This is a genomic window from Streptomyces sp. WAC 06738, assembly GCF_003945505.1.
Taxonomy (GTDB): domain Bacteria; phylum Actinomycetota; class Actinomycetes; order Streptomycetales; family Streptomycetaceae; genus Streptomyces.
The window spans coordinates 1,434,937-1,460,218 of record NZ_CP029618.1; the positions used below are offsets into that span (position 1 = coordinate 1,434,937).

Annotated in this window: 27 protein-coding genes; 13 read left to right on the plus strand and 14 right to left on the minus strand. The window is 73.3% G+C overall.

Annotation, left to right across the window (positions count from 1 at the left end):
- The first annotated feature begins 152 nt into the window (after nucleotides 1-152).
- The 3 genes from DMB38_RS05955 to DMB38_RS05965 all read left to right on the plus strand — a co-directional run bounded on the left by DMB38_RS05955 (nucleotide 153) and on the right by DMB38_RS05965 (nucleotide 2,642).
- Nucleotides 153-1,436 carry an FAD-binding oxidoreductase gene (locus tag DMB38_RS05955; protein WP_240661999.1) on the plus strand — a complete coding sequence of 428 codons (1,284 nt, stop codon included), beginning with the start codon at nucleotides 153-155 and terminating at the stop codon, nucleotides 1,434-1,436.
- Between the two features lie 118 nt (nucleotides 1,437-1,554).
- Entirely contained in the window at nucleotides 1,555-2,424 is an 870-nt protein-coding gene (locus tag DMB38_RS05960; protein ID WP_125934256.1) for a helix-turn-helix transcriptional regulator, read from the plus strand.
- Complete coding sequence (locus DMB38_RS05965; RefSeq protein ID WP_125934257.1) at nucleotides 2,421-2,642, plus strand: DUF397 domain-containing protein; 222 nt, start codon at nucleotides 2,421-2,423, stop codon at nucleotides 2,640-2,642. The genes DMB38_RS05960 and DMB38_RS05965 overlap by 4 nt, the downstream gene beginning before the upstream one ends.
- Before the next feature lie 63 nt (nucleotides 2,643-2,705).
- Here DMB38_RS05965 and DMB38_RS05970 read toward each other — a convergent pair whose 3' ends face one another.
- The 4 genes from DMB38_RS05970 to uvrB all read right to left on the minus strand — a co-directional run bounded on the left by DMB38_RS05970 (nucleotide 2,706) and on the right by uvrB (nucleotide 8,980).
- Nucleotides 2,706-3,722 carry a TerC family protein gene (locus DMB38_RS05970; protein ID WP_125934258.1) on the minus strand — a complete coding sequence of 339 codons (1,017 nt, stop codon included), beginning with the start codon at nucleotides 3,720-3,722 and terminating at the stop codon, nucleotides 2,706-2,708.
- Nucleotides 3,723-3,952: 230 nt separating this feature from the next.
- Complete coding sequence (locus DMB38_RS05975; RefSeq protein ID WP_125934259.1) at nucleotides 3,953-6,004, minus strand: TerD family protein; 2,052 nt, start codon at nucleotides 6,002-6,004, stop codon at nucleotides 3,953-3,955.
- Between the two features lie 71 nt (nucleotides 6,005-6,075).
- A complete protein-coding gene (locus DMB38_RS05980) occupies nucleotides 6,076-6,654 on the minus strand; it encodes a TerD family protein (RefSeq protein ID WP_047019809.1) in 579 nt (192 codons plus the stop codon).
- Nucleotides 6,655-6,847: 193 nt separating this feature from the next.
- Complete coding sequence (gene uvrB / locus DMB38_RS05985; RefSeq protein WP_125934260.1) at nucleotides 6,848-8,980, minus strand: excinuclease ABC subunit UvrB; 2,133 nt, start codon at nucleotides 8,978-8,980, stop codon at nucleotides 6,848-6,850.
- A gap of 299 nt (nucleotides 8,981-9,279) precedes the next feature.
- On the opposite strand from uvrB, the gene DMB38_RS05990 reads away from it, so the two are divergent.
- A complete protein-coding gene (locus tag DMB38_RS05990) occupies nucleotides 9,280-10,206 on the plus strand; it encodes a glycerophosphodiester phosphodiesterase family protein (RefSeq protein ID WP_125934261.1) in 927 nt (308 codons plus the stop codon).
- Between the two features lie 46 nt (nucleotides 10,207-10,252).
- Here DMB38_RS05990 and DMB38_RS05995 read toward each other — a convergent pair whose 3' ends face one another.
- Nucleotides 10,253-11,095, minus strand: a complete 843-nt coding sequence (locus tag DMB38_RS05995; RefSeq protein ID WP_125938839.1) for an MHYT domain-containing protein — start codon at nucleotides 11,093-11,095, stop codon at nucleotides 10,253-10,255.
- A gap of 238 nt (nucleotides 11,096-11,333) precedes the next feature.
- On the opposite strand from DMB38_RS05995, the gene DMB38_RS06000 reads away from it, so the two are divergent.
- A complete protein-coding gene (locus DMB38_RS06000) occupies nucleotides 11,334-11,861 on the plus strand; it encodes a methylated-DNA--[protein]-cysteine S-methyltransferase (protein WP_125934262.1) in 528 nt (175 codons plus the stop codon).
- 76 nt (nucleotides 11,862-11,937) lie between these two features.
- Nucleotides 11,938-12,480, plus strand: coding sequence for a DUF1697 domain-containing protein (locus DMB38_RS06005; RefSeq protein ID WP_125934263.1), 543 nt, complete (start codon nucleotides 11,938-11,940; stop codon nucleotides 12,478-12,480).
- A 38-nt stretch (nucleotides 12,481-12,518) separates the two neighbouring features.
- On the opposite strand, the gene DMB38_RS06010 is transcribed toward DMB38_RS06005, so the two are convergent.
- Nucleotides 12,519-13,085 (minus strand): HAD domain-containing protein, encoded by a 567-nt coding sequence (locus DMB38_RS06010; RefSeq protein ID WP_125934264.1) that lies wholly within the window; start codon nucleotides 13,083-13,085, stop codon nucleotides 12,519-12,521.
- 133 nt (nucleotides 13,086-13,218) lie between these two features.
- Between DMB38_RS06010 and DMB38_RS06015 the strand changes: the two genes are divergently transcribed.
- From DMB38_RS06015 to DMB38_RS06025, 3 genes are all read left to right on the plus strand, one after another.
- Nucleotides 13,219-13,692 carry a hypothetical protein gene (locus tag DMB38_RS06015; protein WP_125934265.1) on the plus strand — a complete coding sequence of 158 codons (474 nt, stop codon included), beginning with the start codon at nucleotides 13,219-13,221 and terminating at the stop codon, nucleotides 13,690-13,692.
- 41 nt (nucleotides 13,693-13,733) lie between these two features.
- The gene (locus DMB38_RS06020; RefSeq protein WP_125934266.1) at nucleotides 13,734-14,633 is read left to right on the plus strand and encodes a pseudouridine-5'-phosphate glycosidase; all 900 of its coding nucleotides are present in this window, start codon (nucleotides 13,734-13,736) and stop codon (nucleotides 14,631-14,633) included.
- 136 nt (nucleotides 14,634-14,769) lie between these two features.
- Nucleotides 14,770-15,657, plus strand: coding sequence for a PfkB family carbohydrate kinase (locus DMB38_RS06025; protein ID WP_125934267.1), 888 nt, complete (start codon nucleotides 14,770-14,772; stop codon nucleotides 15,655-15,657).
- A 34-nt stretch (nucleotides 15,658-15,691) separates the two neighbouring features.
- On the opposite strand, the gene DMB38_RS06030 is transcribed toward DMB38_RS06025, so the two are convergent.
- Together DMB38_RS06030 and DMB38_RS06035 are read right to left on the minus strand one after the other, a co-directional pair.
- Nucleotides 15,692-16,522 carry a hypothetical protein gene (locus DMB38_RS06030; RefSeq protein ID WP_125934268.1) on the minus strand — a complete coding sequence of 277 codons (831 nt, stop codon included), beginning with the start codon at nucleotides 16,520-16,522 and terminating at the stop codon, nucleotides 15,692-15,694.
- Between the two features lie 98 nt (nucleotides 16,523-16,620).
- On the minus strand, nucleotides 16,621-16,905 hold the full coding sequence (locus tag DMB38_RS06035; protein ID WP_125934269.1) for a helix-turn-helix transcriptional regulator: 285 nt from the start codon (nucleotides 16,903-16,905) through the stop codon (nucleotides 16,621-16,623).
- 54 nt (nucleotides 16,906-16,959) lie between these two features.
- Between DMB38_RS06035 and map the strand changes: the two genes are divergently transcribed.
- Nucleotides 16,960-17,727 carry a type I methionyl aminopeptidase gene (gene map / locus DMB38_RS06040; protein ID WP_125934270.1) on the plus strand — a complete coding sequence of 256 codons (768 nt, stop codon included), beginning with the start codon at nucleotides 16,960-16,962 and terminating at the stop codon, nucleotides 17,725-17,727.
- Between the two features lie 28 nt (nucleotides 17,728-17,755).
- Here the strand turns inward: map and DMB38_RS06045 are convergent, their stop codons facing one another.
- Complete coding sequence (locus tag DMB38_RS06045) at nucleotides 17,756-18,214, minus strand: type II toxin-antitoxin system PemK/MazF family toxin (RefSeq protein ID WP_101425135.1); 459 nt, start codon at nucleotides 18,212-18,214, stop codon at nucleotides 17,756-17,758.
- A 173-nt stretch (nucleotides 18,215-18,387) separates the two neighbouring features.
- Between DMB38_RS06045 and DMB38_RS06050 the strand changes: the two genes are divergently transcribed.
- Entirely contained in the window at nucleotides 18,388-18,702 is a 315-nt protein-coding gene (locus DMB38_RS06050) for a hypothetical protein (RefSeq protein WP_125934271.1), read from the plus strand.
- Nucleotides 18,703-18,777: 75 nt separating this feature from the next.
- The gene (locus DMB38_RS06055) at nucleotides 18,778-19,137 is read left to right on the plus strand and encodes a DUF6343 family protein (protein WP_240662000.1); all 360 of its coding nucleotides are present in this window, start codon (nucleotides 18,778-18,780) and stop codon (nucleotides 19,135-19,137) included.
- A 79-nt stretch (nucleotides 19,138-19,216) separates the two neighbouring features.
- On the opposite strand, the gene DMB38_RS06060 is transcribed toward DMB38_RS06055, so the two are convergent.
- Nucleotides 19,217-19,852 carry a uridine kinase gene (locus DMB38_RS06060; RefSeq protein WP_125938840.1) on the minus strand — a complete coding sequence of 212 codons (636 nt, stop codon included), beginning with the start codon at nucleotides 19,850-19,852 and terminating at the stop codon, nucleotides 19,217-19,219.
- Between the two features lie 354 nt (nucleotides 19,853-20,206).
- Between DMB38_RS06060 and DMB38_RS06065 the strand changes: the two genes are divergently transcribed.
- Nucleotides 20,207-21,976, plus strand: a complete 1,770-nt coding sequence (locus DMB38_RS06065) for a hypothetical protein (RefSeq protein ID WP_125934272.1) — start codon at nucleotides 20,207-20,209, stop codon at nucleotides 21,974-21,976.
- 246 nt (nucleotides 21,977-22,222) lie between these two features.
- Here the strand turns inward: DMB38_RS06065 and DMB38_RS06070 are convergent, their stop codons facing one another.
- The 4 genes from DMB38_RS06070 to coaE all read right to left on the minus strand — a co-directional run bounded on the left by DMB38_RS06070 (nucleotide 22,223) and on the right by coaE (nucleotide 25,260).
- Entirely contained in the window at nucleotides 22,223-23,101 is an 879-nt protein-coding gene (locus DMB38_RS06070; RefSeq protein WP_125938841.1) for a sugar phosphate isomerase/epimerase, read from the minus strand.
- A gap of 305 nt (nucleotides 23,102-23,406) precedes the next feature.
- Nucleotides 23,407-24,081, minus strand: a complete 675-nt coding sequence (locus tag DMB38_RS06075) for a nitroreductase family protein (RefSeq protein ID WP_125934273.1) — start codon at nucleotides 24,079-24,081, stop codon at nucleotides 23,407-23,409.
- A 94-nt stretch (nucleotides 24,082-24,175) separates the two neighbouring features.
- Nucleotides 24,176-24,541 (minus strand): tetratricopeptide repeat protein, encoded by a 366-nt coding sequence (locus tag DMB38_RS06080; protein ID WP_047015160.1) that lies wholly within the window; start codon nucleotides 24,539-24,541, stop codon nucleotides 24,176-24,178.
- Between the two features lie 98 nt (nucleotides 24,542-24,639).
- Nucleotides 24,640-25,260, minus strand: coding sequence for a dephospho-CoA kinase (coaE, locus tag DMB38_RS06085; RefSeq protein WP_125934274.1), 621 nt, complete (start codon nucleotides 25,258-25,260; stop codon nucleotides 24,640-24,642).
- Nucleotides 25,261-25,282 lie beyond the last annotated feature (22 nt).

A 25,282-nucleotide genomic window follows, 5' to 3' on the forward strand; every position in this document is an offset into this window, starting at 1 on the left:
ACAGCGGTGGCACGCCAGGGGGAAGGGAGCGGAGCGGCGCGGAGGCGGACGTTCCAGATCCGCTCGTGAACGCGTTCGCCTCCAGGTTGGCCGGACAGCTCATCCGGCCCGGGGACCCGGGCTACGAGCACGCACGAGCACTCTGGAACGGCATGGTCGACAGGCGCCCGGCACTGGTGGCCCGGTGCGCGGGCGACGAGGACGTGGTCGCCGCGGTCGACTTCGCCCGCGACAACGGGATGCCGGTCGCCGTGCGCGGGGGCGGGCACGGCGTCGCCGGTCACGCGGTCTGCGACGGCGGTCTCGTCATCGATCTGTCGGAGATGCGACAGGTGGACGTCGACCCGGAAGGGCGGCGGGCGGTCGCGCAGGGAGGCTGCACGCTGGGGGACGTCGACCGGGAGACCCAGCGTTACGGGCTCGCCACTCCGCTGGGCGTGGTGACGGGGACCGGGATAGCCGGCCTGACCCTGTCCGGGGGAATGGGCTGGCTCCGGCGCAAGCACGGGTTGAGCTGCGACAACCTCCTGTCGGTACGGATCGTCACCGCCGACGGGCGCCTCCTGGTCGCCGACGGGAGCCGGAACCAGGATCTGTTCTGGGCGGTCCGCGGCGGTGGCGGCAACTTCGGCGTCGTCACCTCGTTCGAGTACCGGCTGCATCCCGTCGGGCCGGAGGTCTTCGTCTGCTTCGTGCTCTACCCAGCGGCCCGCGCCGAGGAGGTGCTGCGCTCCTGCGAGCGCTACCTGGCACAGCGGCCGGACGACTTCGCCCCGATCGGGCTCCTCGGGAAGGTCCCGGAGACAGCGGACTTCCCGCCCGAGTCGCACGGGAAGGACTTCGTGGCACTGCTCGCGCCGTATCCGGGCGACCCGGCGGAGGGCGAGCGGCTCCTGCGCCCGCTGCGGGAGATCGCCGACCCGATAGGCGACCTCAGCGGGACGATGCCCTACACCGAGGCCCAGTCGATCGTGGACGAGGAGTACCCCGACGGCTGGTGCTACTACTGGAAGTCCATGAACGTGCCCGCGCTCAGCGGCGAGTTGATCGAGCGGCTCGCCGAGCACGCCGCCGCGGCGCCTTCGCCCCAGTCGACCATCGACGTCTGGTACCAGGGCGGCGCCATGGCCCGAGTCGGCGAGGAGGAGACCGCCTTCGCCAACCGCGCCGCTCCCTACCTGATCGGAATCGAGGCGAACTGGGAGGCGGAGGCCGATTCGGCCGAGAACGTGACGTGGGTACGCGACACCCTCGCCGACCTGCGCCAGTTCTCCGCAGGGGGCGTCTACCTCAACTTCCCCGGCTTCCTTGAAGAAGGCGAGCAACTCCTGCGTGAGGGCTACGGCAGGAACTACGAACGGCTGTCGGCGGTGAAGGCGGAATACGATCCGGCGAACCTCTTCCACCTCAATGCGAACATCAAGCCGAAGGACTGACGTCCGGCCCGGCACCCCGGTGGGGTGGCTTGGGGGTGGCGAATTGCGAATTCGCAGAGTAGTCGCACGACTACGCGAATAGCCTGATCGCGTCGACGACTGACGAGGGGTGACGCGTATGGGCACGGGCGGCAGTGAACAGGCAAGGCACCAGCGGAAAGCGGGAAAGCGCGTCAAGAAGGAGAAGGAGGCGCCGCCGCCGACCTGGGTCGCGTACGGAAAGCTGGTCAAGCTCCACCGCCAGCGCGCGGGCATGACACAGCCCCAACTCGCGGACCTGGTCGGTTATTCGGTGGACACGGTCGCCGCCATCGAACAGGCCAAACGCCCGGCGAAGCTGGCCTTCACTCAGGGCGCGGAGCGGGAACTCGACGCTCAGGGGACGCTGATGGTGCTCCAGGAGGAGGTGGACCGGGCAAAGCTGCCGGAGTTCTTCCGGGACGTCGCGCTTCTGGAAGAGGAGGCGTTGAGCCGGTACGACTGGGATCCACTGTTGGTGCCCGGACTGTTGCAGACGGAGGGCTACGCGCGGGCGTTGTTCTCGGCGCATTGCCCGCCCCTCGCCGAGGAGGAGGTCGAGCTGAGCGTCGAGGCCCGGATGTCGCGGCAGAGGCTACTCACCAGGAAGAAGCCGGTGGAGCTGTGCTTCATCGTCGGCGAGGCGGCCCTGCGCAACCCGGTGGGCGGAAAGCGGGTACAGCGCGAGCAGTTGGAGGCGCTGCGGAAGCATGGGGATCTGCCGCACGTGGAGATCCAGGTGATGCCCTGGACCTGCGGTTTCCACCCGGGGCTCAACGGACCCATGGTCGTCATGGAGACGTCCGAGCACGAGGTGGTGGGGTACGTGGAATCGCAGGGGGCCGGGTTCGTCGTATCGGACGCTGACCGTCTCAGTTCATTCACTCACCGGTATGGAAAGATGCGCTCACTGGCACTGAACCCCGATGAATCGGCACGATTCATCGACCGCCTGGCAGGAGAGCTATGAGCGTGGAGCAGGCAGCGGACACCGGCAGTTCGCATGAGTCGGCATGGGTGAAGAGCAGTTACAGCGGGTCGGACGGCGGCAACTGCATAGAGGTGGCCGTCGCGCCCGAACGAGTGCACGTGCGCGACTCCAAGGACCCTTCGGGCCCCGTGCTCACGGTGTCGCCCGAGGCATGGGCCTCGTTCGTCGCCTTCGCGGCGACCCACGCGCCCCGCTGACGGTGTAGCTCTACGTGCCCGGTCCCGGACGCCCTCCGGGACCGGGCACGTAGAGGGTCTGTGTCAGTCGTCGCCCGCGCCCGGCCGGCGGGCCTCGGCGGGCTCCTCTTCCTTGCTCTCTTCCTTGTCCTTCTGCTCCGCCTCCAGGCGGCGGGAGGCCCGCAGGCTCGTGATCGTCGTGATGACCAGGACGCCGCCGATCACGCTCAGCGAGATCGCCGTGCTGATCTCGGGGACGTGCACCCCGGACTCGTGCAGGGCGTGGAGCACCAGCTTCACGCCGATGAAGCCGAGGATGGCCGACAGCCCGTACGAGAGGTGGACCAGCTTCTTGAGCAGGCCGCCGATGAGGAAGTAGAGCTGCCGCAGGCCCATCAGCGCGAAGGCGTTGGCCGTGAACACGATGTACGGGTCCTGGGTGAGGCCGAAGATCGCGGGGATGGAGTCCAGCGCGAAGAGCAGGTCCGTGGTGCCGATCGCCAGCATGACGATGAGCATCGGCGTCATCAGCCGCTTGCCGTTCTCGGTGATGAACAGCTTCGTGCCGTGGTACTTGTCCGTGGCGGCGAAGCGGCGCTCGACGGCCTTGAGCAGCCGGTTCTCCTCCCACTCCTCTTCCTCGTCGGCCGTGGCCTCCTGGATCAGCTTCCAGGCGGTGTAGATGAGGAACGCGCCGAAGATGTAGAAGACCCAGGAGAAGGACGCGATCAGCGCGGCGCCCGCGGCGATGAAGGCCGCGCGCATCACCAGCGCGATGAGGACGCCGACCATGAGCACCCGGGCCTGGTACTGCGGCGGCACGGCGAACTTGGCCATGATGATCACGAAGATGAAGAGGTTGTCGACGCTCAGCGACTTCTCCGTGACGTAGCCGGCGAAGAACTCACCGGACGCCTGGCCGCCGCCCCAGATCCACAGCCCGATGCCGAAGAGCCCGGCGAGGACGATCCAGATGATGGTCCAGGTGCCCGCCTCCTTGAGCGTCACCTCGTGGGGCTTCCGGCCGACGAAGAAGTCGGTGCCGATCAGGGCACACAGGCCCACGATCGTGAGCACCCACAGGGTCAGCGATACGTCCACTCGTCCTCCGCGGCAGGTCCGGCATGTTCAGCGTGATGGTTGCCGGGCGTGCCTTCCACTCGTGGAACTGGAAGCTCACCCCCAACCGTCGACTGTATAGAACGAGCCAAGCGATGGCAAAGTTCCGACCAAGTGTGCAGGTCGGAGCCTGTACAGGCCGGGACATGCGGTACGCGGAACGGCCCGCAGGCGCAGTGCCTGCGGGCCGTTGGTGACGCGGGACCCACCCGTCAGCGGCGCAGCGCCCTGCGGGCCGCCGCGACCTGGGCCAGCACCTGTTCCAGCACCCGGCTGCCCATCGGCGCGCGCGCCGGCTCGTACGTCCACGCGTGGCCGATCCAGGGGTCGGCCAGGTGGTCGTCCGGGGTAGGCGTGAGCCGCAGCATGCCGCGCCAGAACGGGTCCAGCAGCGGGCCGTAGCCCTTGGCGTCCTCCCGGTCGGCGACGACCAGCAGGTGCACGCCGACCGACGGGCCCTCGTCCGCGAGATACCGCAGTTGATTGATGGCGCGGTCGTCGAAGCCGTGCGGGAAGTCGTTGACCACCAAGAGCTGCTGCGCCGGGTCCAGGTCCGGCGGCAATGCGTCGGCCGCCCCGCTGCGCAGCGCCATCTGGACGAGGTCGATGCGCTGGGTCAGCCGGCTGAGGGTGTCGGTGACGGCCGCGGCGCCCTTCGGCGGCGGCTCGGCGAGCACGCCGGAGTGGAGCAGCGGGGTGAGCGCCGTGGTGGCCGTGCCGCCCGGGTCGATGAAGTGCACGTTGAACTCGCCCGCCGGGTGCACCGACAGCAGCCGGGAGGCGTGCGCCACGGCGGTGTCGAGCGCCAGCGCGCGCCGCTCCGCGGAGTCCGGGAAGCCGTGCTCGGGGTCGCCCTCGAGCGCGCCGGGGCCGAGCGAGGAGGTGCCGCTGTCCACCCACAGGCCGCGCTGCAGCGGCAGCCGTACGAGCAGCGGAACGCGCAGCTCCGTGTGCTCGGGCAGGTGGAGATCGCCGAGGCGCAGGGCCATCGGGGCGTCCTCGGGCACCTCGTACTCGTGCCACACGGGGCTCGCCCAGGAGGCGAACGCGGGCGGCAGGGCGGGCTCGACGACGCCGGCCTCGGCGACGAGCTGCCCGAGGTCGCGGTCGAGGACCTCGCGCGCCCGGTCCACCAGGGTGGAGTGGCGGGCGAGCACCTCGGCGCGCGCGGAGTCGGCGATGGAGCCCATGCGGGCGCGCGGGTCTGCCAGGAGCTGGTCGAGCTCGCGGTCCATCCGGGAGTCGGCAAAGTCGACGGCACTGCGGTACGCCGCGACCGTACGGGCCAGGTCCTCGAACATGCCCCAGACCTGGTTGTACAGCCGCTCCTCCATGCTCCAGCCGGGGGCGTCGCCCGCGACCGGCGCCGCGGGGCCCGACTGCGAGCGGCCGGACTGCGGCGGTACGCCGCCGGCGCTGCCCGCGCCCGCGGCGGGACGCGCACCCGCTCCGGCGCCGGCCCCGACACCGGGGGGCGGGGGCGCCGCGGCGGACGCGGGGGCGCGCGGCGCACCGGACGCGCCCGGCGTACCCGGTCCGCCACTTGAGCCGCCCGATGCGCCCGCGGCACCCGCCGCGGCGCGGCGGGGGTGGCGGTAGTCGACGGGGCCCGCCTGGGTCTGCCGCTCCTCGGCGGCCTGCTGCGGCCGCCTGGCGCCGGGGCCGGTCGGCTGGCCGGTGACCGGCGGCGGCGCCGGGGCGACGGCACGCGCCAGCCCTTCGGCCACGGCCCGTTCGATGTCGGCGGCGAGCTGCTGCGCCTCCGGCAGGCCCTGGTCCGCGAGCATGGCGGCGAGCCCGCCCGCGTACCCCTGGCCCACGGCCCGGATCTTCCACGCGTCGCCCCGCCGGTACAGCTCCACGGCGGTGACCGCCGACTCGCTGTCAAGACCGGTGATGACGAACCGCGCGATCGCCGTGCCGTCGAGGCCCGTGACGGCCACAGAAGGCGGCGCTATGGCGCCGAAGCTCCGCGGTCCCGGCACGCCCGCGGGCAACGCCAGCAGCACGTGCACGCGCTCCACGTCCGGCGGCACCGCGTCCAGGTCCACCGCCAGCCGGTGCTCCGCCGCCGCCTGTCCCGGCACTTCGAGGCCCGGCAGTTGCGGCGCACCGGGGTGCGCGATCCGGCCCGGGTCGCTGACCCTGCCGTCCTCTCCCCCCAGCGTGGCGCCCGGTGTCACCGGGCTCCCCGCCGAAATCCTGATCTCCACCCGGGTCTGCGGCAGCAGATGGTTCTGCCCGCGGACCAACTCGGCCGTCATGCGGCCCTCCCCTGCACTCGCTGCGGCCGTCGACGTCGCGTCATGCCTCGGAAACCGGTCGTCCCGCGCTCCTAGAGAAGCGGCTGGATCGACGGCATCAGGTCCTGGAACGTACGGCCGTTGGCCGGCGAGCCGAGGGCGGTCATGCCCCAGCCGGACCCGGTCCGGTGCACCTTCGCCATGATCTGGGCGGTGTACGTGCCGCCGCCGGTGAGCGTGTAGCGCGCCAGCTCCTGGCCGTTGCTCTCGTCCACGAGCCGGCAGAACGCGTTCTGCACCTCTTCGAAGGTCTGGCCGGTGAACGAGTTCACGGTGAAGATGATCTGGTCGATGTGCACCGGCACGCGCTGCAGGTCGACCAGGATCGACTCGTCGTCGCCGCCCTGTCCCGCGCCGCCGACGAGGTTGTCACCGGTGTGCCGCACGGAGCCGTCGTCGCTCACGAGGTGTTGGAAGAACACCACGTCGACCGGCTCCTTGTCGGCGAAGAGCACCGCGGAGGCGTCGAGGTCGATCTCGCGCGTGCGCTTACCGAAGAGACCGCGCCGTTCGGCGGCCTGCCAGCCCAGCCCCATGCGGACCGCACTGAGGCTGCCGCCATCGGACTTCTGCAGGCTGATGGCCTGACCCTTGGACAAGTTGATCGACACGCTGACGTTCCCCTCCTGCTCCGAACGCGCCATGACCGGCGCGCTGCCACGCACATTACGCAGGACAGCGGCCCTGTGCTCCCCCCGGAGGAGGATTTGTGGCGCTCCTGCTACACACCACCGGTTGTGCGCTCCCGGACGGCCACGCTCCGCGTACGCCCGGGGGCGCTCCCACGCCCCGCACAACCCGGGCCTACGACAGCCCCGCCTCCTTCATCTGCCGGAGCTCCTTCTTCATCTCCGCCACCTCGTCGCGCAGCCGGGCCGCGACCTCGAACTGGAGGTCCGCGGCGGCGGACCGCATCCGGGCGGTCATGTCCTCGATCTGCGCGGCCAGGTCGGCGGCGGGCGTCTCCGTGGGCGCCGCACCGGCCTCGGCCTCGCCCCGGCGGGCGGGCTTCGTCTTCTGCCGCAGCTCCGGCACCGGCGCCTTCGCCGCGGCGTCGGGCTTCGTGGACCGGTAGCCGGAGCCGAGGAGCGCCTCGGTGTCGACCTCCTCGCGGGCGATCTGGGCGACGATGTCGTTGATCTTCTTGCGCAGCGGCTGCGGGTCGATCCCGTGTTCCTCGTTGTACGCGATCTGCTTGGCGCGGCGCCGGTTGGTCTCGTCGATCGCCTTCTCCATGCCCGGCGTGATCTTGTCCGCGTACATGTGCACCTCGCCGGAGACATTGCGCGCGGCACGGCCGATGGTCTGGATCAGCGACGTGCCCGAGCGGAGGAAGCCCTCCTTGTCGGCGTCGAGGATGGCGACGAGGGAGACCTCGGGCAGGTCGAGGCCCTCACGCAGCAGGTTGATGCCCACCAGGACGTCGTACTCCCCGGCGCGCAGCTCGCGCAGCAGCTCGACGCGGCGCAGCGTGTCGACGTCGCTGTGCAGGTAGCGCACCTGGATGCCCAGCTCCAGGAAGTAGTCCGTGAGGTCCTCGGCCATCTTCTTCGTCAGCGTGGTGACCAGGACGCGCTCGTCCTTCTCCGCGCGCGTGCGGATCTCGTGCACCAGGTCGTCGATCTGGCCCTCGGTCGGCTTGACGACGACCTCGGGGTCGACGAGCCCGGTGGGCCGGATGATCTGCTCGACGACGCCGTCGCCGCGGGACAGCTCGTACGGCCCGGGGGTGGCGGAGAGGTAGACCGTCTGGCCGATGCGCTCCAGGAACTCCTCCCACTTCAGCGGGCGGTTGTCCAGCGCGGACGGCAGCCGGAAGCCGTGGTCGACGAGGGTGCGCTTGCGGGAGGCGTCGCCCTCGTACATGGCGCCGATCTGCGGGACGGTGACGTGCGACTCGTCGATGACGAGGAGGAAGTCCTCCGGGAAGTAGTCCAGCAGGGTGTGCGGCGGGGAGCCGGTCTCGCGGCCGTCCATGTGCAGCGAGTAGTTCTCGACGCCGGAGCAGGTGCCGATCTGCTGGAGCATCTCCAGGTCGTACGTCGTCCGCATGCGCAGCCGCTGCGCCTCCAGCAGCTTGCCCTGCTTCTCCAGCGTCCCGAGCTGCTCGTCCAGCTCGGTCTCGATGCCGGCGACGGCCTTGGCCATGCGCTCGGGCCCCGCGATGTAGTGCGAGGCCGGGAAGACGTACAGGCTGTCGTCCTCGCTCATGACCTCGCCGGTCAGCGGGTGGAGCGTGGACAGGGCCTCGATCTCGTCCCCGAACATCTCGATGCGGACGGCCAGTTCCTCGTAGACCGGGAAGATCTCGATGGTGTCGCCGCGGACCCGGAACGTGCCGCGCGTGAACGCCTGGTCGTTGCGGGAGTACTGGATGTCGACGAAGCGGCGCAGCAACTGGTCCCGGTCGATCTCCTCGCCGACCTTCAGCGGCACCATCCGGTCGACGTACTCCTGCGGCGTGCCCAGGCCGTAGATGCAGGAGACGGAGGCGACCACGATGACGTCGCGCCGGGTGAGCAGCGAGTTCGTCGCGGAGTGGCGCAGGCGCTCCACCTCCTCGTTGATCGAGGAGTCCTTCTCGATGTACGTGTCCGTCTGGGGGACGTACGCCTCGGGCTGGTAGTAGTCGTAGTACGAGACGAAGTACTCCACCGCATTGTTCGGCAGGAGCTCGCGGAACTCGTTCGCCAACTGGGCGGCCAGCGTCTTGTTGGGCGCGAGGACCAGCGTGGGGCGCTGCAGGCGCTCGACCATCCAGGCCGTCGTGGCCGACTTGCCGGTGCCGGTCGCGCCGAGCAGCACGACGTCCCGCTCGCCCGCCCTGATCCGCCGTTCGAGCTCGTCGATGGCGGCGGGCTGGTCGCCGTTCGGCTGATAAGGGCTGACTACCTCGAAGGGCGCCATGGTGCGTTCGATGTCTGTGACGGGCCGCATGCCCCCACCGTACGACTCGCCACTGACAACGCGGCACGCATCGCCCCGGGCTCCTCGCTGACCTGGCCCAATACCGAACACCCCGGGCCCCCGACCAGATCATTTCCAGCCAGATCGGAGGGGCCGGAAACGGCATAGCAAGCGCTTCCTCAAGCCTGCCACCTGCGCCGACCGGATGCGGCAGGCGTTCACCGCGCCGATATCGGCGTTCAATCTCTGGCCATCCGCGGCCTCGTACTCTGTCGCCTGCCACTGGGACCCTGCGGCGACAAGTGATCACCTCTAGTCGAGGAGACTGCATGCCCTCCCGCACGCTTACGCGCGCGTCCGGCGCCCTGACGGCGCTGGCCGGCCTCGTTCTCACCGCGGCCGCCACGTCCGCCACCGCGACCGCTGCCGAGCCCGCAGCCGACTCCGATTCCGCCGCACCGGTCGTGACCGTCGCGCACCGCGGCGCCTCCGCGTACGCCCCCGAGAACACCCTCGCCGCCGTCGACGCCGCCCGTGACATGGGGATCGACTGGGTCGAGAACGACGTGCAGCGCAGCAAGGACGGCGAGCTGGTCATCATGCACGACGACACGCTCGCCCGGACCACCAACGTGGAGGAGCTGTTCCCCGACCGCGCCCCCTGGAAGGTCTCCGACTTCACCTGGAAGGAGATCAGCACGCTCGACGCCGGAAGATGGAAGGGCGAGGAGTGGGCCGGCACGCGGGTGCCGACCCTGGACCAGTACATGAAGCGGGTCACGCAGAACCGCCAGAAGCTGGTGCTGGAGATCAAGAAGCCCGAGCTGTACCCGGGGATCGAGAAGGAGATCCTCACCGAGCTGCGCAAGAGCGGCTGGCTGAGCCCCGCGGCGGTGCAGCACAAGCTGGTCGTGCAGAGCTTCAGCGCGGACTCCATCAAGACCGTGCACGAGCTGCGGCCCGACGTGAAGACGGGCTTCCTCGGCGCCCCCGCGGTGGCGGACCTGCCCGAGTACGCCACCTTCTCTGATCAGATCAACTCCAACCACGGCACCATGTCCGCGGAGTACTACGCGGCCGTGCACGCCCTGAAGGGGCCGCACGGCAAGCAGTTGGAGAGCTACACGTGGACGGTCGACGACCCGGCGCGGGCCGTCCAGCTGGCCGAGTGGGGCGCGGACGGCATCATCACCAACAAGCCCGACCTGATCGCCGAGGCGCTGGCGGGCGCCGGGTTCGGGGTCGCCGCGGAGTAGCGGCCGCGGGCGGTCCCCCGGTACGGACCGGGGCGGCGGGCCGCGGTCAGACACCGCCCGGGCGGCCGCCGCCCCGTTCGGAGTACGACGTCGCTCCCGAGCCCGCGGGCTCGGGAGCGGCGGCGTCCCCGCCCACGACGCCCTCGTCGGCCACGGGCACCCGCCACTCGTTCTCCGGCGGGTCCATGCCGACGAACAGCCCGACGAACACCAGCAGGAGTACGGGTCCGATGAGGATCGGCGCCAGGATCTCCGCCGGGCTCTTGCCGTCCGCCACCGTATGGGCGGCGTGGGCGTGCACCTCCAGTGCCGCCATCCCGGTGTAGTGCATGCCGGAGACGGCCACGCCCATGATCAGCGCGGCGCCCACCGCCACGCCGAACCGCTTCACGGTCATCGACAGCCACAGCGCGGCGGTGGCGGCGACCACGGCGATGAGCACGGACAGCGCCACGACCGTGCCGTCGTAGACGAGCCGGCCCCGGTCCATCTTCATGCCCGCCATGCCCAGGTAGTGCATGGCGGCGACGCCGAGCCCGGTGACGATGCCGCCGGTGGTGAGGGCGAACGCGGTCCGGCCGAGGTAGCCGACGGTGAAGACGCCGATGCCGACGACGACGATGGCCACGCCGAGGCTCGCCAGGGTGATCGGCACGTCGTAGTTGATGTGGACGGAGTCCGCCGTGAAGCCCATCATCGCGATGAAGTGCATGGCGAAGATGCCGGTGCCGATGGCGACCGCGCCGAGCAGCAGCCAGCCCGCCCGCCGCGCGGGCTCGACGGTCAGCGCGCGCATGGTGCAGCGCAGCCCCAGGGCACTGCCGACGGCGGCCATGACGAAGGCGGTGGCGGGGGTGAGCAGGCCATGCGTGAACCCGTCGACGGGCACGGGGGCAGCGAGCACGGAGTGACTCCCGGGGACGACGGATGGATCTACGGATCTGTCGACAGATGTACAGGGCAACCAGAGCGAATCGTAGGTCTGTGCGAGTCGCGACCGAAATGCTTCCACCGCCCGCGGCGCAGCCGATACGCAATCGGTACGCGCCCGATTCGCCGCATGGGAGCGGCATCGGGGCGGGGCGCGGACGCAGGCGGTTGTCAGTGCCGTGTCCTACGCTCGCGGCATGGACGCCACCGATGCCATCGCACCCCGGCAGGTCCGCCGGGTGGTCGACTCGCCGATCGGCCCGCTGCTCCTGGCCGCCACGGACCGGGGGCTGGTCAAGGTCGGGTTCCACGCCAAGCCGGGCGCCGCGGGCCCGGCCGGCCGGGAGGAGCCTGCGGGTCCCGCGGCGCACATAGCGGCGGCCGAGCGGCAGTTGCGGGAGTATTTCGCCGGCGGGCTGAAGGAGTTCCGGCTGGAGCTGGACTGGTCGCTGTCCGACGGCTTCAACCGGCGGGTGCTGGAGGAGCTGGCGGCCGAGGTGCCGTTCGGCTCGGTGGTGAGCTATCAGTTCCTCGCCGGCCGGGTCGGGGAGCCCGGCGCCGCGCAGGCGGTCGGCCGGGCCATGGCGTCGAACCCGCTGCCGATCGTGGTCCCCTGCCACCGCGTCATCGAGAGCGACGGCGGCCTGGGCGGCTTCGGCGGCGGGCTCGACACGAAGCGGAGCCTGCTGGCGCTGGAGGGCGTGCTCCCGGAGCCGCTGTTCTGACGGTGCGAGGAGGACGGCCCGCGCCCGGCCGCGGTGCGCGGGCGGATCGGGCGGACGGGCAAGGGAGGCGCCGGGCGTGAGCAAGCAGATCGCCCTGCTGCGCGGCATCAACGTCGGCGGCAAGAACAAGGTCCCCATGGCCGGGCTGCGCAAGGCGCTGACCGACCACGGCTTCGCCGGCGTCGCCACGTATGTGGCCAGCGGGAACGTCGTCTTCGACGATCCCGGCACGCCGCCGGAGGAGACCGCGGCGGCCGTCGAGGCGGTCGTGGCCGAGGAGTTCGGCCTGCGGATACCGGTCATCGCCCGCACGCGCGAGGAGATCGCGGCCGTCGTCGCCGGCAACCCGCTGCCGGAGGGCGCCGCGGAACCGGCGCGGTTCCTCGCGGTGTTCCTCTCGGGTCCCGCGCCGGCCGGCGCGTGGTTCCGTACCGCCGACCCCGCGTCGTACGCGCCCGACAGGTTCGCGATCGGGGACCGCGTCGTCTACGTCTGGTGTCCCGGCGGGATCGGCCGGTCGAAGCTGGCGGCCGACTTCTCCGGCCGCAAGCTGGGGGTGACGGCGACGGCGCGCAACTGGAACACGGTCCTCAAGCTGCTGGAGATGGCGGACGGTTGAGGCTGGGCCGGGAGGGCGGCGAGGGGGCCGCGGCCCGTTCACGGGCGGGTCTGGTCCCGTTCCCTGGCCCACGCCTCCAGCGCCTCGAAGTCCTCCTCCACCAGCCCGCGCGTGGGGTCGATCCGCCGCAGCAGCGCCTCCCCCTCATGGTGCTCCTCGATCCACGCCGCGTCCGCCGCGGTGATCTCGTCGTCCACCCAGGCGAACGTCCGCCCGGCGGTCCAGGCGGCGACCTGCCGCGTCTTCCAGTAGAGCCCGTCCGGGTCGTCGGTGGTGAACATCGACGGCCACTCGATCACCGGCAGCGGCGGCAGCCCCAGCACCCGGTCGCCGATGACGGTGTTGGCCTCGTGCATCCACGTCGTGGCCCACACCAGTTCGTACGGGAGCGACAGCAGCCGCTCCCCGTGTGCGGGCCGCAGCCAGAGCCGGATGGGCCCCGCGGGCATGCCGGTGACCACGTACTCGCCGTAGCCGGGCGGCTGTTCGCGCGCAGCGTACGGGTTGAGGGGCCCGTCGACGTCGAGCAGGAGGAGCGGACGGGCGGGGGCGTCGGGAGCGTCGGGGGCGGCGTCAGGGTCGGCAGCGCGGTCAACGTCGTCCATCCAACGACGGTAAGGGCTGACGCCCTCCGCGTATCCCCCCGCGCGTCCGCCCGCTTGGGCCGGCGCGTTGCGCCGCGCCCGCCGACCAGGGCCCGGATGCCGGTCGCCGCGGCCACCCCTTAAGGTCTGGGCCATGGCGATCCCTGAGGTCATCCCGATACGTCACGAGCCCGGCTACCGCACCGAGAACATCGGCCGTTACGACCACGGGCAGTTCCTCGCCTCGATCACCGCCGCGTACCCGCCCGACTACCGCATGGGCCCCGACTGGCTGGAGCACCGCCGCTGGTACGCCGTGCTGCACCGCTTCGACGCCGAAGGACACCACACCGGCTCCGACATCTGGACCCCGGGCCCCGGCGTGCCCGCCGACGGGCGGATGGACGCGAAGATGGAGGGCTGGCTCGACGAGCTGCCCGGGCTGGTCTTCGGCGACATCGCGATCAGGCCGTTCGAGGTCTCGGTGGACGGGATCCGCTTCGGGCTGGTCGCGGAGCGGCATGCGGAGCCGTCCGCGGGTGCCGGCGAGGACGAGCCGGACTGGGCGGAGTTGTACCCGGACCGGCTCGGGTTCCACGAGCCGTGGGACGGCCTGTACGACACGTAGGGGCTGATCACCGGGGTACGCACGGCACGTACCGTGGGCGCATGCACCTGACTGACGAGGTACGCGCCGCGCTCGCGGACCGGCGGCCGGTCGTCGCCCTGGAGTCGACGATCATCGCCCACGGCCTGCCCCGCCCCCGCAATCTGCAGGTGGCGGCCGAGCTGGAGGACATCGTCCGCTCCGCGGGCGCGGTGCCCGCCACCATCGCCGTCCTGGACGGCACGCCGCATGTCGGACTCGGCGAGGCTCAGTTGGAGCGGATCGCCTCCGACGACACCGTGCGCAAGCTGACCGTACGCGACCTCGCGCCGGCCGCCGCCCTCGGCGCGAGCGGTGCCACGACCGTCGCGGCCACCGCGTTCCTCGCGGCCCGCACCGGCATCGGCGTCTTCGCCACCGGCGGCCTCGGCGGGGTCCACCGGGAGTGGACCCAGTCCCAGGACGAGTCGGCCGACCTGCGGCTGCTGGCGGAGACGCGGATCGCGGTGGTGTGCGCGGGGGTGAAGTCGATCCTGGACGTGCCGGCGACGCTGCAGCGCCTGGAGACGCTGGGCGTGACGGTCCTCGGCTACGGCACGGCGGAGTTCCCGGGGTTCTACCTGCGGACGTCCGGGGAGCCGGTGGAGTGGACGGTCCGTACGCCCGCCGAGGTCGCGGCGGTGCTGCGCGCCCAGCGGGAGCTGGACGTGCCGCCGTCGGCGGTCATCGTGGCCAACCCGGTGCCGGCCGCCGAGCAGTTGGACCCGGCGGTGCACGACGCGGTGCTGGCGGACGCGTTGCGCGAGGCGGAACGGCGGGGGGTGAGCGGGCAGGCGATCACGCCGTTCCTGCTGGGGTATCTCACGGAGCACACCCGGGGGGCGTCGCTGGAGGCGAACCTCGCGGCGGTGCGGGGGAACGTGCGGCTGGCGGCGGAGATCGCGGTGGCGGGCGGCGCGTGAGGGGACAGGCGTGAGCGGGGGCGCGGGGGCGGGCGGCCGTACGGGATCACGGGCACACGCGCCTACGGGGCCGCGGCGCACCGGACCGCGGGCAGATGCGCGTACCGGGCCCCGCGGGGACGCTGCCCGTCGCGGGGTGCTGCTCGTGATCGGCGATGTCGTCACCGATGTCGTCGCGCGCCACTCCGCCCCGCTCGCCCCCGGCACCGACACCCCGGCCGACATCGCGATCCTGCCCGGCGGCGCCGGCGCGAACGTCGCCGCGTGGGCGGCGCATTGTGGCGCGCGGGTGCGTCTGCTGGCGCGTGCGGGCCGGGACGCCGCCGACTGGCATCGCGCCGCGCTCGTACGCGCCGGGGTCGACGCCCACGTCCGCGTCGACCCCGAGGCGCCCACCGGCAAGGTCGTCGCCCTGGTCGACGGCGGCGGCGAACGGTCGTTCCTGGCGGACAACGGGGCGTCGTTCCGGCTGGGTCCGGACGACTGGACGGCCGGGCTGCTGACCGGCGTCACCCACGTCCACCTCTCCGGCTACCTGTTCTTCACCGCCCCCGGCCGCGCCCTCGCCGCGCTCGCCACCGCCGAGGCACACGCGCGCGGGGCGACGGTCAGCGTGGATCCCGCGTCGGCCGGCTTCCTCGCGGAGTCGGGGGTACGGGACTTCCTCGACGCGGTCGCCGACGCCGACACCCTGTTCCCCAACTCCGCGGAGGCCGCGCTGCTCTCCGGCCTCCCCTCCCCCGCCGCCGCGGCGGCGGCCCTGGCCACCGCGCTCGACGCCACCGCCGTGGTCACCGCCGGGGACGACGGCGCGCATCTCGCCACCCCCGGCGCGCCCGCGGTGCACATCCCGGCGACGCCGGTCGTCCCCCTCGACACCACGGGCGCGGGCGACGCCTTCACGGGCGCCTATCTGGCGGCGGCGCAGTCCGGCGGTGGCCCGCGCGCGGCCGCGGCGGCGGGCTGCGCCACGGCGGCAAGGGCGGTCCGTACCCCCGGCGGACGGCCGGGGCAAGGGGCGTAGCGGAGCGCGTGGCGGGGCCCGGAGACTCCGCGCGTCAGGACACGCGCCTGCGCCACGGGCGCGCGCGCAGCCGGTCCCGCGCCGGGCCGTGCGGGCCCGCGGCGAGGGCGTCGCGGACGGCGGCGGTGAAGGCGTCCGGTTCGCGGAACAACTGACGCGGTGTGGTGTGGACGAGGTGCAGGCCCAGGGATTCGAGGGCGTTGTGGTGTTCCACGGTGCCGTCGTCGTGGCGGTACGGCGGCTCGGTGAGGTGGAGGAGGACGCCGGTGCGGGGCCAGTGGGCGTGCGGGGTGGTGAGCCAGTAGCCGTCGAGGTGCAGAGGGATGTGCCAGAGCGGGGGCGGCAGTTCCGCGGCGCGGAGCAGGGTGCGGGCGCGGGTCTCGGCGGGTGGCCGGGCGGCGGGCCCGAGGGTGGCGAGGACGGCGGCGACGTCGGGGCGGGTGTGCAGGCCGGCGGCGCGTAACGCGGTGGCCGCGGTGGCGGGCGGGGTGGCGCGGGTGTCGAGGAGTTCGCGGAAGAGGGCGGCGGTCCTGTCGTGGTCGAGTACGTCGCGCAGGGCGTCGGCGGCGGCGCGGACCGGCGGGGCGGCGGGGAGTCCGGGCGGCAGGCGGACGGGCGGGGGCAGGCGGCGTAGCGCGTGGTGGACGCGGACCCCGGGCGGCGCGGTGAAGCGGCGGCGGGGCGGAACGAGCACGTCGACCACGCGCACGTCCGCGGCGGCGGGCACGCTGCGGAACCCGTACAGCGCCAGCGCCGCCACTCCCGTCAGCAGCGCCTCGCCGCGCCCCGCGCCCCGCTCCAGGGCGGCCCGGTAGCGCGCCTCCCAGCCGCCGGAGGTCCTGCGGGTGCCGTTCGCGTACGTCATGGGTGCGCCATGCCCGCCGTCGCACCCCGCTACGGCGTCCCGGCGGCGGACTTCACCGGGTCGGGCGGGGCCCGGGGCCGGGAGTTGACCCGGGGGCGCTACGCCGCGTGGACGGCGCTGTCCGCGGGGGCCTCGGGATCGGGTGCGGTGCAGGTGTCGGCCAGGGCGTCGAGGGAGACGCCGAGGGCGGTGGCCAGGGCGGCGATCGTGAAGAAGGCCGGGGTGGGGGCGCGACCGGTCTCGATCTTGCGGAGGGTCTCGGCGGAGATGCCGGCCGCCGCGGCGACGTCGGTCATGCTGCGCTCGCCTCGGGCGGCGCGCAGCAGGGCGCCGAAGCGCTCGCCGCGGCGGCGCTCCTCGGGGGTCAGTGGAGTACGAACCATGAGCGTGATACTAATACCGGTATAGTAATTGGGAGGCCGAGGGAGAGCCGCATCATGGTCGAGATCAAGAACGACGCCGCGCTGGACGCCATGCGGGAGGCCGGCCGCGTGGTCGCCCAGGCCCTCGCCGCCGCGCGGGACGCGGCCGGCGTCGGCGTCAGCCTGCTGGAGCTGGACGAGGTCGCGCGGGAGGTGCTGGACAAGGCGGGAGCGGGCTCGCCGTTCCTCGGCTACCGGCCGTCGTTCGCCTCCACGCCCTTCCCCGCGGTCCTCTGCACCTCCGTCAACGACGCGATCGTGCACGGCATCCCCACCGCGTACCGGCTGCGCGACGGCGACCTCGTGTCCCTCGACTTCGGCGCGGAACTGGACGGCTGGACGGGCGACGCGGCGATCAGCTTCACCGTGGGCACGCCGCGCCCCGAGGACACCGCGCTGATCGCCGCCACGCAGCGCGCGATCGACGCCGGGATCGCGGCCGCGGTCGCGGGCGGGCGGCTGGGCGACATCTCGGCGGCCGTGGGGCGCGTGGCCGCGGAGGCGGGCTGCGGGATGCCGGCGGACTTCGGCGGGCACGGCATCGGGCGGCGGATGCACGAGGACCCGCATGTGCCCAACCGGGGGCGCGCGGGGCGGGGTTTCAGGCTGCGGCACGGGCTGACGCTGGCGATCGAGCCGATGCTGCTGTCGGGCGGCTCGGACGACTACGAGGTCGACGGGGACGGCTGGACGCTGCGGACGACGGACGGCAGCAGGGCGGCGCACATCGAGCACACGATCGCGGTGACGGACGACGGGCCGCGGGTGCTGACGGCGTTGTGAGGGCCGGGTCCCGTACGCGGCCGGGGTGTCAGCGCCAGCCGTAGCGCAGGCGCAGGCGGTGCTCGACGAGGTGGAACCGCTGGCGGTCGAGCGAGCACGCCTCGCGGCGCATGCCGCCGTCGTGGAGACGCAGCACGCGGTCCAGGTCGACCCACGACTCGCGGCCCTCGCGGTCCCAGGGGCCGGCGCCGATGCGCACCCAGTCGTGGTCGTCGTCGCGGCGCCTGCTGGACAGTTGGACGGCGAGGACCGTACCGGCGGTCTCGCGGGCGACGACGAGCACGGGGCGGTCCTTGCCGCGGCCGTCGTTCTCCTCGTACGGGACCCAGGTCCAGACGATCTCGCCGGGATCCGGGTCGCCGTCGGGGTCGGGCGCGTAGGAGGTGCGTACGACGCCGGCGGCGCGCGGGTCTATCTCGGTGGTGGCGGTGGGGCCGTGCTGGCCGGGCAGGCTCGCGTGGCCGTTCTCGTCGGTCGGCGTGGTCACGGAAGGCACCGTAGCAACCGCGGGCGGGCGGGCTGAGCGGCGGGCGCCGGGGCGGGCGGGCGCCAGGCGGGCGCAGCGGGGCGTCTGCGGCAGGGTGTCATATGCCGGGGGAAATGGGGCGCTGAGGGCGGCCGGGGCGGGCGTTGTCAGTGGGGGGCTGTAGCTTCCAGGGCATGGACTACCACGACGTTGTCGACGAGCTGGAATCGGCGGAGCAGGAGCTCGGCCTGGCCGCGTGCGACGTGGACGAGACCGAGGGCGCCGGGCTGGACCTGGCGGGCATGGCCGCCGAGCTGGCGGAGCGTGCGGAGCCGACCGGGGCGGGGCGGCCCGGCGCCCCGCCCGCGGAGGCGTGGGACGGGGCCGACGCCGCGGTGTGGTCCGCCCGCAGGGCGGACGGGCTGGCGGACGCCGAGCGCGCGGAGGGGCTGCCCGAGGCGGACTGGCAGCAGGGCCGCCGGATATCCCTGGCGCGCTGCGCGCAGTAGGGGGTCGCACGCGCAACGTGCCTGGTTGGACCTCGGCCCCGGAGAGTCGGATGCTGGAGGTAGGAGGTGCTAGGCATGAGGCTGATCCGCTCCGGCGACGAGCCCGTGCACGCCCGCTCTCCGCTTCGCATGCGCTTCTGGCTGGCGCTGTGGGGAACGCTCTGGATGATCGCGGGCACGGTGTTCTTCATCGCCGTCGACCAACCGGTATGGGCCGGGGTGACCGCGGCTCTCGCCCTGATCACGGCCATCGACATCGCGGTGGTGATCCGGCACATCAGACAGGGCTCGCGCTTCCAGCCGGGCCCGGGCGTGCCGCCGTACGAGCCGAGGGGTGAGGACGAGGAACCGCGCGAGCCGATACGCGGGAACGGGGATCCGCGCGAGCCGATACGTGACTCCCGGGAACTCCACGAGCCGAGGCGGCGGCGCTGACGGGGGTCTCCGGGGAGGACCGGTGCGGGGCCGCCATGGCGCGTGGGCGGCCAGCGAGCCGGCTTCCGGCGGTCGTCGGCTACGGCCGCTCGGGGCGCCAGGCCGGGCGGCGCGGGTCGTCGAGGCGGACGAGCACGTCGGCGGAGGCCGCGGGGTCGGCCTCTTCCTCGTAGCGGGCGAAGGCGGGCAGTGTCCAGCGCTCCTGCTCCGGTGTGCGCCGGGCCAGGGCCGCGGCGGAGAGACGGAGGTGGACGACGAAGTCGAAGGGGAACCAGCGGCCGAGCAGCAGCGGCCCGTGCAGCAGCACGACGCCGCCGGGCGGAAGCCGGACGTACGGGCTGCGCGTGGCGCGGTCGGTGGCGGGGTCCCAGAGGTCGGGCAGGACGCGGCCGTCGCCGCCGGGCTCCAGCGGGCCGAAGACCTCGCGCCAGAGCGCGCCGGTGTCGAGCCAGGTGTCGTAGTACGCGTCGGGGTCCTGGCGTCCGAACTCGTAGCGCAGCGAGGCGGCCCGCAGGAATCCGCCCGTGTCGAGCAGGAGCGCTTCGCGCCCGCGCACCCGCAGCGCGTCGCCCACCCGGGCGGCGAGCGCCCCGGGCCCGGCCGCGGGGGCGCCGTCCACGGCGACACGCAGCCACGGGCCGCCGTCCGCGGCCTTCGTCTCGGCGATGCGCTCGGCCAGCGCCTCGGTGAGCCGTTCCCAGGAGATCGGTTCCAACTGCACGGTCCCATGATGCCGCGCGGCGAGAGGCGGTCGCCCGAGTACGGAGGGGGGCGGTAGGGCGGCTGCGGGGAGTTCTCGGTGCGTATACGTCACCGGAAGGCGGGCCCGTCGGCGTGGGGCCCGCACGCCGCCAGGCGCCGGCCGCCGACGGCCGGGTGATCCGGGCGCGGGCGGCTCTCCCGAGCGCCCGGGGGCCTTCCGCACGGCGCCCCCGCGGTCCACCCCGCCGCGGGCGGGCCGGTGATACCGCGGGCTGCCCAATCGGAGGGCCGGCGGGGGTGGTTGAGTACGGGGCAGCGGATGTGAGCAGGCGTACCGCGGTCGACGCCGCAGGCAGGGGGCACACACGTGGGACCGGACGAGCTGAGCCCGCCCGAGCGGCGGCTGTGGGACGCCTTCCCCACCGCCGGGCAGGTCGATCTCCGTGCCGGCGACCCCGCGGCGGACGACCCGGTCGGGGGCGCCGCCTGGGGCCCGGAGCGGGTCGTGCGCGCGGAGGTCGTCGCCGCGCTGCTGCTCGGCGCGCGCGACGGCGAGTCGGGGCACACCGCCGCGGTCCAGCTCACCGGCGCCCGGATCACCGGCCGCCTCGCGCTCGACCACGCCGACGTCCAGCATCATCTGCGGCTCCAGGACTGCTCGTTCGAGGAGTCCGCCGACCTCTACGGCGCCCGTACGCGCCAGCTCAGCTTCAACGGCTCGCACCTGCCGGGCCTGCTCGCCTCCCATCTCTGGGCCGAGGGCAGCCTCCGCTTCACCGGTTGCACGACCAGCGGCAAGATCCGGCTCGTCGCCACCCGCATAGCCGGGACCCTCATCCTCAACGGCGCCCGGCTCCACGACCCCGGTGGCGAGGCGCTCAACGCCACCCGTCTGCAAGTCGACAACGACATCCTCATGCGCGACGACTTCTCCGCGCAGGGCACGGTCGTGCTGCGCAGCGCCCGCATCGGCGGCAGCCTCGACCTGCGCACCGCCCGCCTCGACGCCGGCTCCGGTGAGGCCGCGCTCGACGCCGCCCGGGTGCAGGTCGACGGCGACTTCTCCGCCTACCGGCTGTCGGCCACCGGCAGGCTCGGCCTCCGGAACGCCACCGTCGCCGGCGCGACTTTCCTGCGCTCCGCCTCCCTCGACAACCCCGAAGGACGCACCCTGGACGCCCCGGGCATGCACGTCGGCTCCGACGTCGTGCTCGACAAGCACTTCCGGTCCCACGGCCAGATACGGCTGGCCGACGCGACCGTCGGCGGCCGGCTGGTGATGAGCGGGGCCACGCTGCGGGCCGAGGCGGACGAGGCCGCGCTCGACGCGTACGGGATCCAGATCGGCGCCGACGCCGTGCTCGACCACGTGACGGCCACCGGTCTGGTCCGGCTGTCGGGCGCGCAGATCACCGGCCGCATCGAGGCCGACGGCAGCCGCATCAGCGGCCACACCCCCGGCGCCACCGCGCTCAGCCTGCGCCGCACCACCGCCCGGGAGGCCGACATGCGCACCACACGCCTCGACGGCGCCCTCGACATGCGCTACTCGGCGCTCGGCGTGCTGCACGACGCGGCCGCCACCTGGCCGCCCCGCGTCCGCCTCGACGGCGCGGTGTACGAACAGCTCCACGATCCGCTCTCCGCCGCCGAGCGGCTGCCCTGGCTGAGCCGGGGCGACAGCGCCTACGTTCCGCAGCCCTACGAGCAGTTGGCCGCCGTCTACCGCCACCTCGGGCACGAGGACGACGCCCGCCGCGTCCTGCTCGCCAAGCAGCGCGCCCGCCGCCGCCAACTGCCCTGGTACGCCCGCGTCTGGGGCGCCGTCCAGGACGCCGTCGTCGGCTACGGCTACCGTCCCGAGCGCGCCGTCGCCTGGCTGGCCGGGCTGCTGGCGCTGGGTTCGCTGCTCTTCTGGGCGAAGGAGCCGCAGCCGCTGGAGCCCGGCAAGAAGATCGAGTTCAACCCGTTCGTCTACACGCTCGACACGCTGCTGCCGGTCGTCGACTTCGGCCAGGGCAACGCGTTCGCGCCCGGCGGCGGCGCGCAGTGGGTGGCGTATCTGCTCGCCGCCGCCGGGTGGATCCTCGCCACCGCCGTGGCCGCCGGCGCGGCGCGGGCGCTCAACCGGGCGTAGCGGGGCGGTCGTGAGAGGGAAGGGCCGCGCCGGGTCCGCGGCCGGGGCGGCTGCGGCCCGAGCGGCAGCGGCCGTCGACGGGGGCCAGGAGAGCCCGCCGAGGGGGCCGCTGCCGCCGCACCGGGACCCGCGAACACCCGCCCGGGTGCGGGTCCGCCCCGGTGCGTCCCCCGCCCGGGAACGCACCGGAAGCACCGGATGCGCCGTCGGTGGCGTCGGCGCCCTGAGCAGCGGACCGGCAGCGCTTCAGTAGCGCAGCGCCGCCAGGTACTCGTAGCTGTTGCGCGCCGTCGCGAACGGGTCGGACGGGTTGTCGTGCTCGACGAGCCACTGCTTGACCCCGCCGCTCTTCGCCCCCTGGAACATCTCCGGGAAGTCCAGGACGCCGGAGCCGACGTCGGCGAAGTCGCCGTTCGGCGCCATGTCCTTGACGTGCAGGGCGGGGAAGCGGCCGGGGTGCCGGCGGAAGTACGTGAGCGGGTCGGCACCGCCCCGCACCCCCCAGTACACGTCGAACTCGAAGGCGACGAGGTGGGGATCGGTCTCGTTGACCAGGATGTCGAACAGCACCTCGCCGTCGACGGTGGCGTGGTCGCTGCCGTGGTTGTGGAAGAGCACCTGCTGCAGGCCGGCGTCGCGGCAGGCGCGGCCCGCCGCGTTGAGCTTGCGCGCGGCCTCGCGGAAGCCGGCCGGCGTGTGCATGGCGCCGGGCAGGCTGGGGACGACGACCCACTTGCCGCCCAGGGTGTGGACGTCCTCGATCGCCTTCGGCAGCCCGCTGCCGGAGACGATGTCCCACCCGACGTGCTCCAGCACGGCCGAGAGCCCGGCGTCGTCGATCATGCCGCGGATCTGCTGCGCGTTGTGGCCGTGCCGGCCGCTGACACCGACGGTGGCGTAGCCGATGTCCGACAACCGCTGGAGCGTCCCGGCGAAGTCCGTGGCCAGGGGCCCGCGCATGGTGTAGAGGTGCATGCCGATGCCGCCCGGCGGGATACGCCGCTCGCCCGGCCGGCCGCCGCCGCACGTTTCCGCCTCGGCCGCCGCCGCGGGTCCTGCCGCGCCGCCGAGCGCGGCGGCCGTACCGGCGCCGAGCGCCGCGGTGAGCAGAGCGCGCCTTCCCAGCCCGCTGTTCGCCGGCCGCCGGGGCCTGCCCGTCCCGTCGGCTCCCCGGTCCGTTTCGTGCCTGCCGTTCATGCGCACAACCGCCTCTCCCGCGTCTGACGAGTCCCGCCTAGAAAGCGCTTTCTGGCATGCGCGCATCAGAGTAAGCGGCCCGCGTCACGCGGTCAACGGTTCTGTGCACGGCGGCGGCTTCTGCGGCACCCGCGGCCCTCACAGGCGCATGTCAGCGCGCCCCGGCGCACGCCCCCGAAGCTCACGCCGGCATGCCCGGCGTACCCGGCGGTGTGCGGCACGCCGCGGCGCCCTCAGAGCCGGATCAGCACGTCGTCCAGGTCCTTGCGCCGGATGTCCGGCACCCGCGCCCAGTCCGCCGGGTAGCCGACCGGGATCACGTACGCCGCCCGCTCCTCCGGCGGCCGCTCGCACACCTCGCCGAGGAACCGCATCGGGCTCGGCGTGTGCGTGAGCGTCGCGAGCCCCGCCTGGTGCAGTGAGGCGAGCAGGAAGCCGACGGCGATGCCGACCGACTCCTTCGTGTAGTACGGGCGCGGGCTCCGCGGCCCCTTGTGCACCTCGAAGACGACGATCACCGCGGGCGCGGACTCCAGGAACGGCTTGTGCCAGTCCGTGCCCAGCGGCGCCAGCGCCGCCAGCCACTCCGGCGACGCCCGCCGCGCGTAGAACTCCCGCTCCGCCTCCTCCGCCGCCTCCCGAAGCCGCCGCTTGCGGTCCTGGTCGGTGACGACCACGAAGCGCCAGGGCTGCACGTTGGCGCCGCTCGGCGCGGTGGCCGCGGTGCGGATCGCCCACTCCAGGACCCCGTCCGGGATCGGGCGCGGCGAGAAGTCCCGTACGGTACGGCGGCGGGTCATCGCCTCGTGGAAGGCCCGGCTGCGCACCTCCGCGTCGGACGCCGGCACGCCGAGGGGCTCGTACGGGACGGTGGGATACGGGGCCGGATACGGCTGCGAGGTCGTCATCAGCCCAGCAGAACACGCCCCGCGACCTTGGCCCAGACCTGATACGAGCCGAACGCCCGCGGCCGTGCCCGCCCCCGGGGCCGCCCGCGACTCCTTACTCCTCGAAGCCCGCCGCGTCCACGAAGTCCGGCCGCGGGTCCAGGGCCGCCGCCAGCCGGAAGTGCCGGCGCACCTCGTCCGGGTCGCCCCCCGCCCGCTCCAGCGTGCGGGCCAGGGCGAAGTGCGCGTAGGCGTTGTCCGGCTCGCGGTCGATGACCGTGCGGAAGTCGGCCTCGGCCGGGCCGAGGCGGGCGCTCATGAAGTACGCGCGGGCGCGCAGCAGCCGCGGCGAGACCTTCTCGGGATGGGCCTCGACCAGCGGGTCGAGCAGTTGGACCGCGCCGCGCGGATCGCGGGCGGCGAGCAACTGCTCGGCCGCCCGGTAGTCGACGACGTCGGTCTCCGGGCTGCGCTCGGCCACGGCGGACTCCTTCCTCGTCTGCTGCGTCTTTCCGTCTCCCGCCTTCCCGCTTCGCCGCCGGGAGACCGCCGGGAGGCGATTCGCCTCCCAACACGGGATCATGCCCCGCTATTCCGCCCCCTGACCCCCTTGCGTGCCACCAGTTCCTCCCAGACCTTCCGTACCCGCTCCGCCAGCTCCTCCGGCGTCCCGTCGTTCTCCACGACGATGTCGGCGATCGCCAGCCGCTCTTCGCGCGTGGCCTGCGCCGCCATCCGGGCGCGCGCCTCGTCCGCCGCCATGCCGCGCAGCCGCACCAGCCGGTCGAGCTGGGTGGCGGGCGAGGCATCGACGACCACGACGACGTCGTACAGCCCGGCGAGATCGTTCTCGGCCAGCAACGGCACGTCGTTCACGACGATCGCGTCCGGGCCCGCCGCCTCCTGCAGCGCGGCGGAGCGCTCGCGGACCAGGGGGTGGACGATGGCGTTCAGCGCCCGGCGCCGGTCGGCGTCGGCGAAGACGATGCTTCCGAGCTTCGCCCGGTCCAGGCTGCCGTCCGCGGCGAGCACGCCGTCACCGAACTCCGCGACGACCGCGGCGAGACCCGGGGTGCCGGGCTCCACCACCTCGCGGGCGATCTTGTCGGAGTCGACGAGCACGGCCCCGTACGAGGCCAGCAGCCGCGACACCGCGCTCTTGCCGGCGCCGATCCCGCCGGTCAGTCCCACCGTCAGCATGGGTCCAGCGTAGGCCGCGAAC

Coding starts and splice junctions, on each gene's coding strand:
- DMB38_RS05955 (WP_240661999.1), top strand. CDS start 153: ATGGTCGACAGGCGCCCGGCACTGGTGGCCCGGTGCGCGGGCGACGAG.
- DMB38_RS05960 (WP_125934256.1), top strand. CDS start 1,555: ATGGGCACGGGCGGCAGTGAACAGGCAAGGCACCAGCGGAAAGCGGGA.
- DMB38_RS05965 (WP_125934257.1), top strand. CDS start 2,421: ATGAGCGTGGAGCAGGCAGCGGACACCGGCAGTTCGCATGAGTCGGCA.
- DMB38_RS05975 (WP_125934259.1), bottom strand. CDS start 6,004: ATGACGGCCGAGTTGGTCCGCGGGCAGAACCATCTGCTGCCGCAGACC.
- uvrB (WP_125934260.1), bottom strand. CDS start 8,980: ATGCGGCCCGTCACAGACATCGAACGCACCATGGCGCCCTTCGAGGTA.
- DMB38_RS05990 (WP_125934261.1), top strand. CDS start 9,280: ATGCCCTCCCGCACGCTTACGCGCGCGTCCGGCGCCCTGACGGCGCTG.
- DMB38_RS06000 (WP_125934262.1), top strand. CDS start 11,334: ATGGACGCCACCGATGCCATCGCACCCCGGCAGGTCCGCCGGGTGGTC.
- DMB38_RS06010 (WP_125934264.1), bottom strand. CDS start 13,085: ATGGACGACGTTGACCGCGCTGCCGACCCTGACGCCGCCCCCGACGCT.
- DMB38_RS06015 (WP_125934265.1), top strand. CDS start 13,219: ATGGCGATCCCTGAGGTCATCCCGATACGTCACGAGCCCGGCTACCGC.
- DMB38_RS06020 (WP_125934266.1), top strand. CDS start 13,734: ATGCACCTGACTGACGAGGTACGCGCCGCGCTCGCGGACCGGCGGCCG.
- DMB38_RS06030 (WP_125934268.1), bottom strand. CDS start 16,522: ATGACGTACGCGAACGGCACCCGCAGGACCTCCGGCGGCTGGGAGGCG.
- DMB38_RS06035 (WP_125934269.1), bottom strand. CDS start 16,905: ATGGTTCGTACTCCACTGACCCCCGAGGAGCGCCGCCGCGGCGAGCGC.
- map (WP_125934270.1), top strand. CDS start 16,960: ATGGTCGAGATCAAGAACGACGCCGCGCTGGACGCCATGCGGGAGGCC.
- DMB38_RS06050 (WP_125934271.1), top strand. CDS start 18,388: ATGGACTACCACGACGTTGTCGACGAGCTGGAATCGGCGGAGCAGGAG.
- DMB38_RS06055 (WP_240662000.1), top strand. CDS start 18,778: ATGAGGCTGATCCGCTCCGGCGACGAGCCCGTGCACGCCCGCTCTCCG.
- DMB38_RS06075 (WP_125934273.1), bottom strand. CDS start 24,081: ATGACGACCTCGCAGCCGTATCCGGCCCCGTATCCCACCGTCCCGTAC.
- coaE (WP_125934274.1), bottom strand. CDS start 25,260: ATGCTGACGGTGGGACTGACCGGCGGGATCGGCGCCGGCAAGAGCGCG.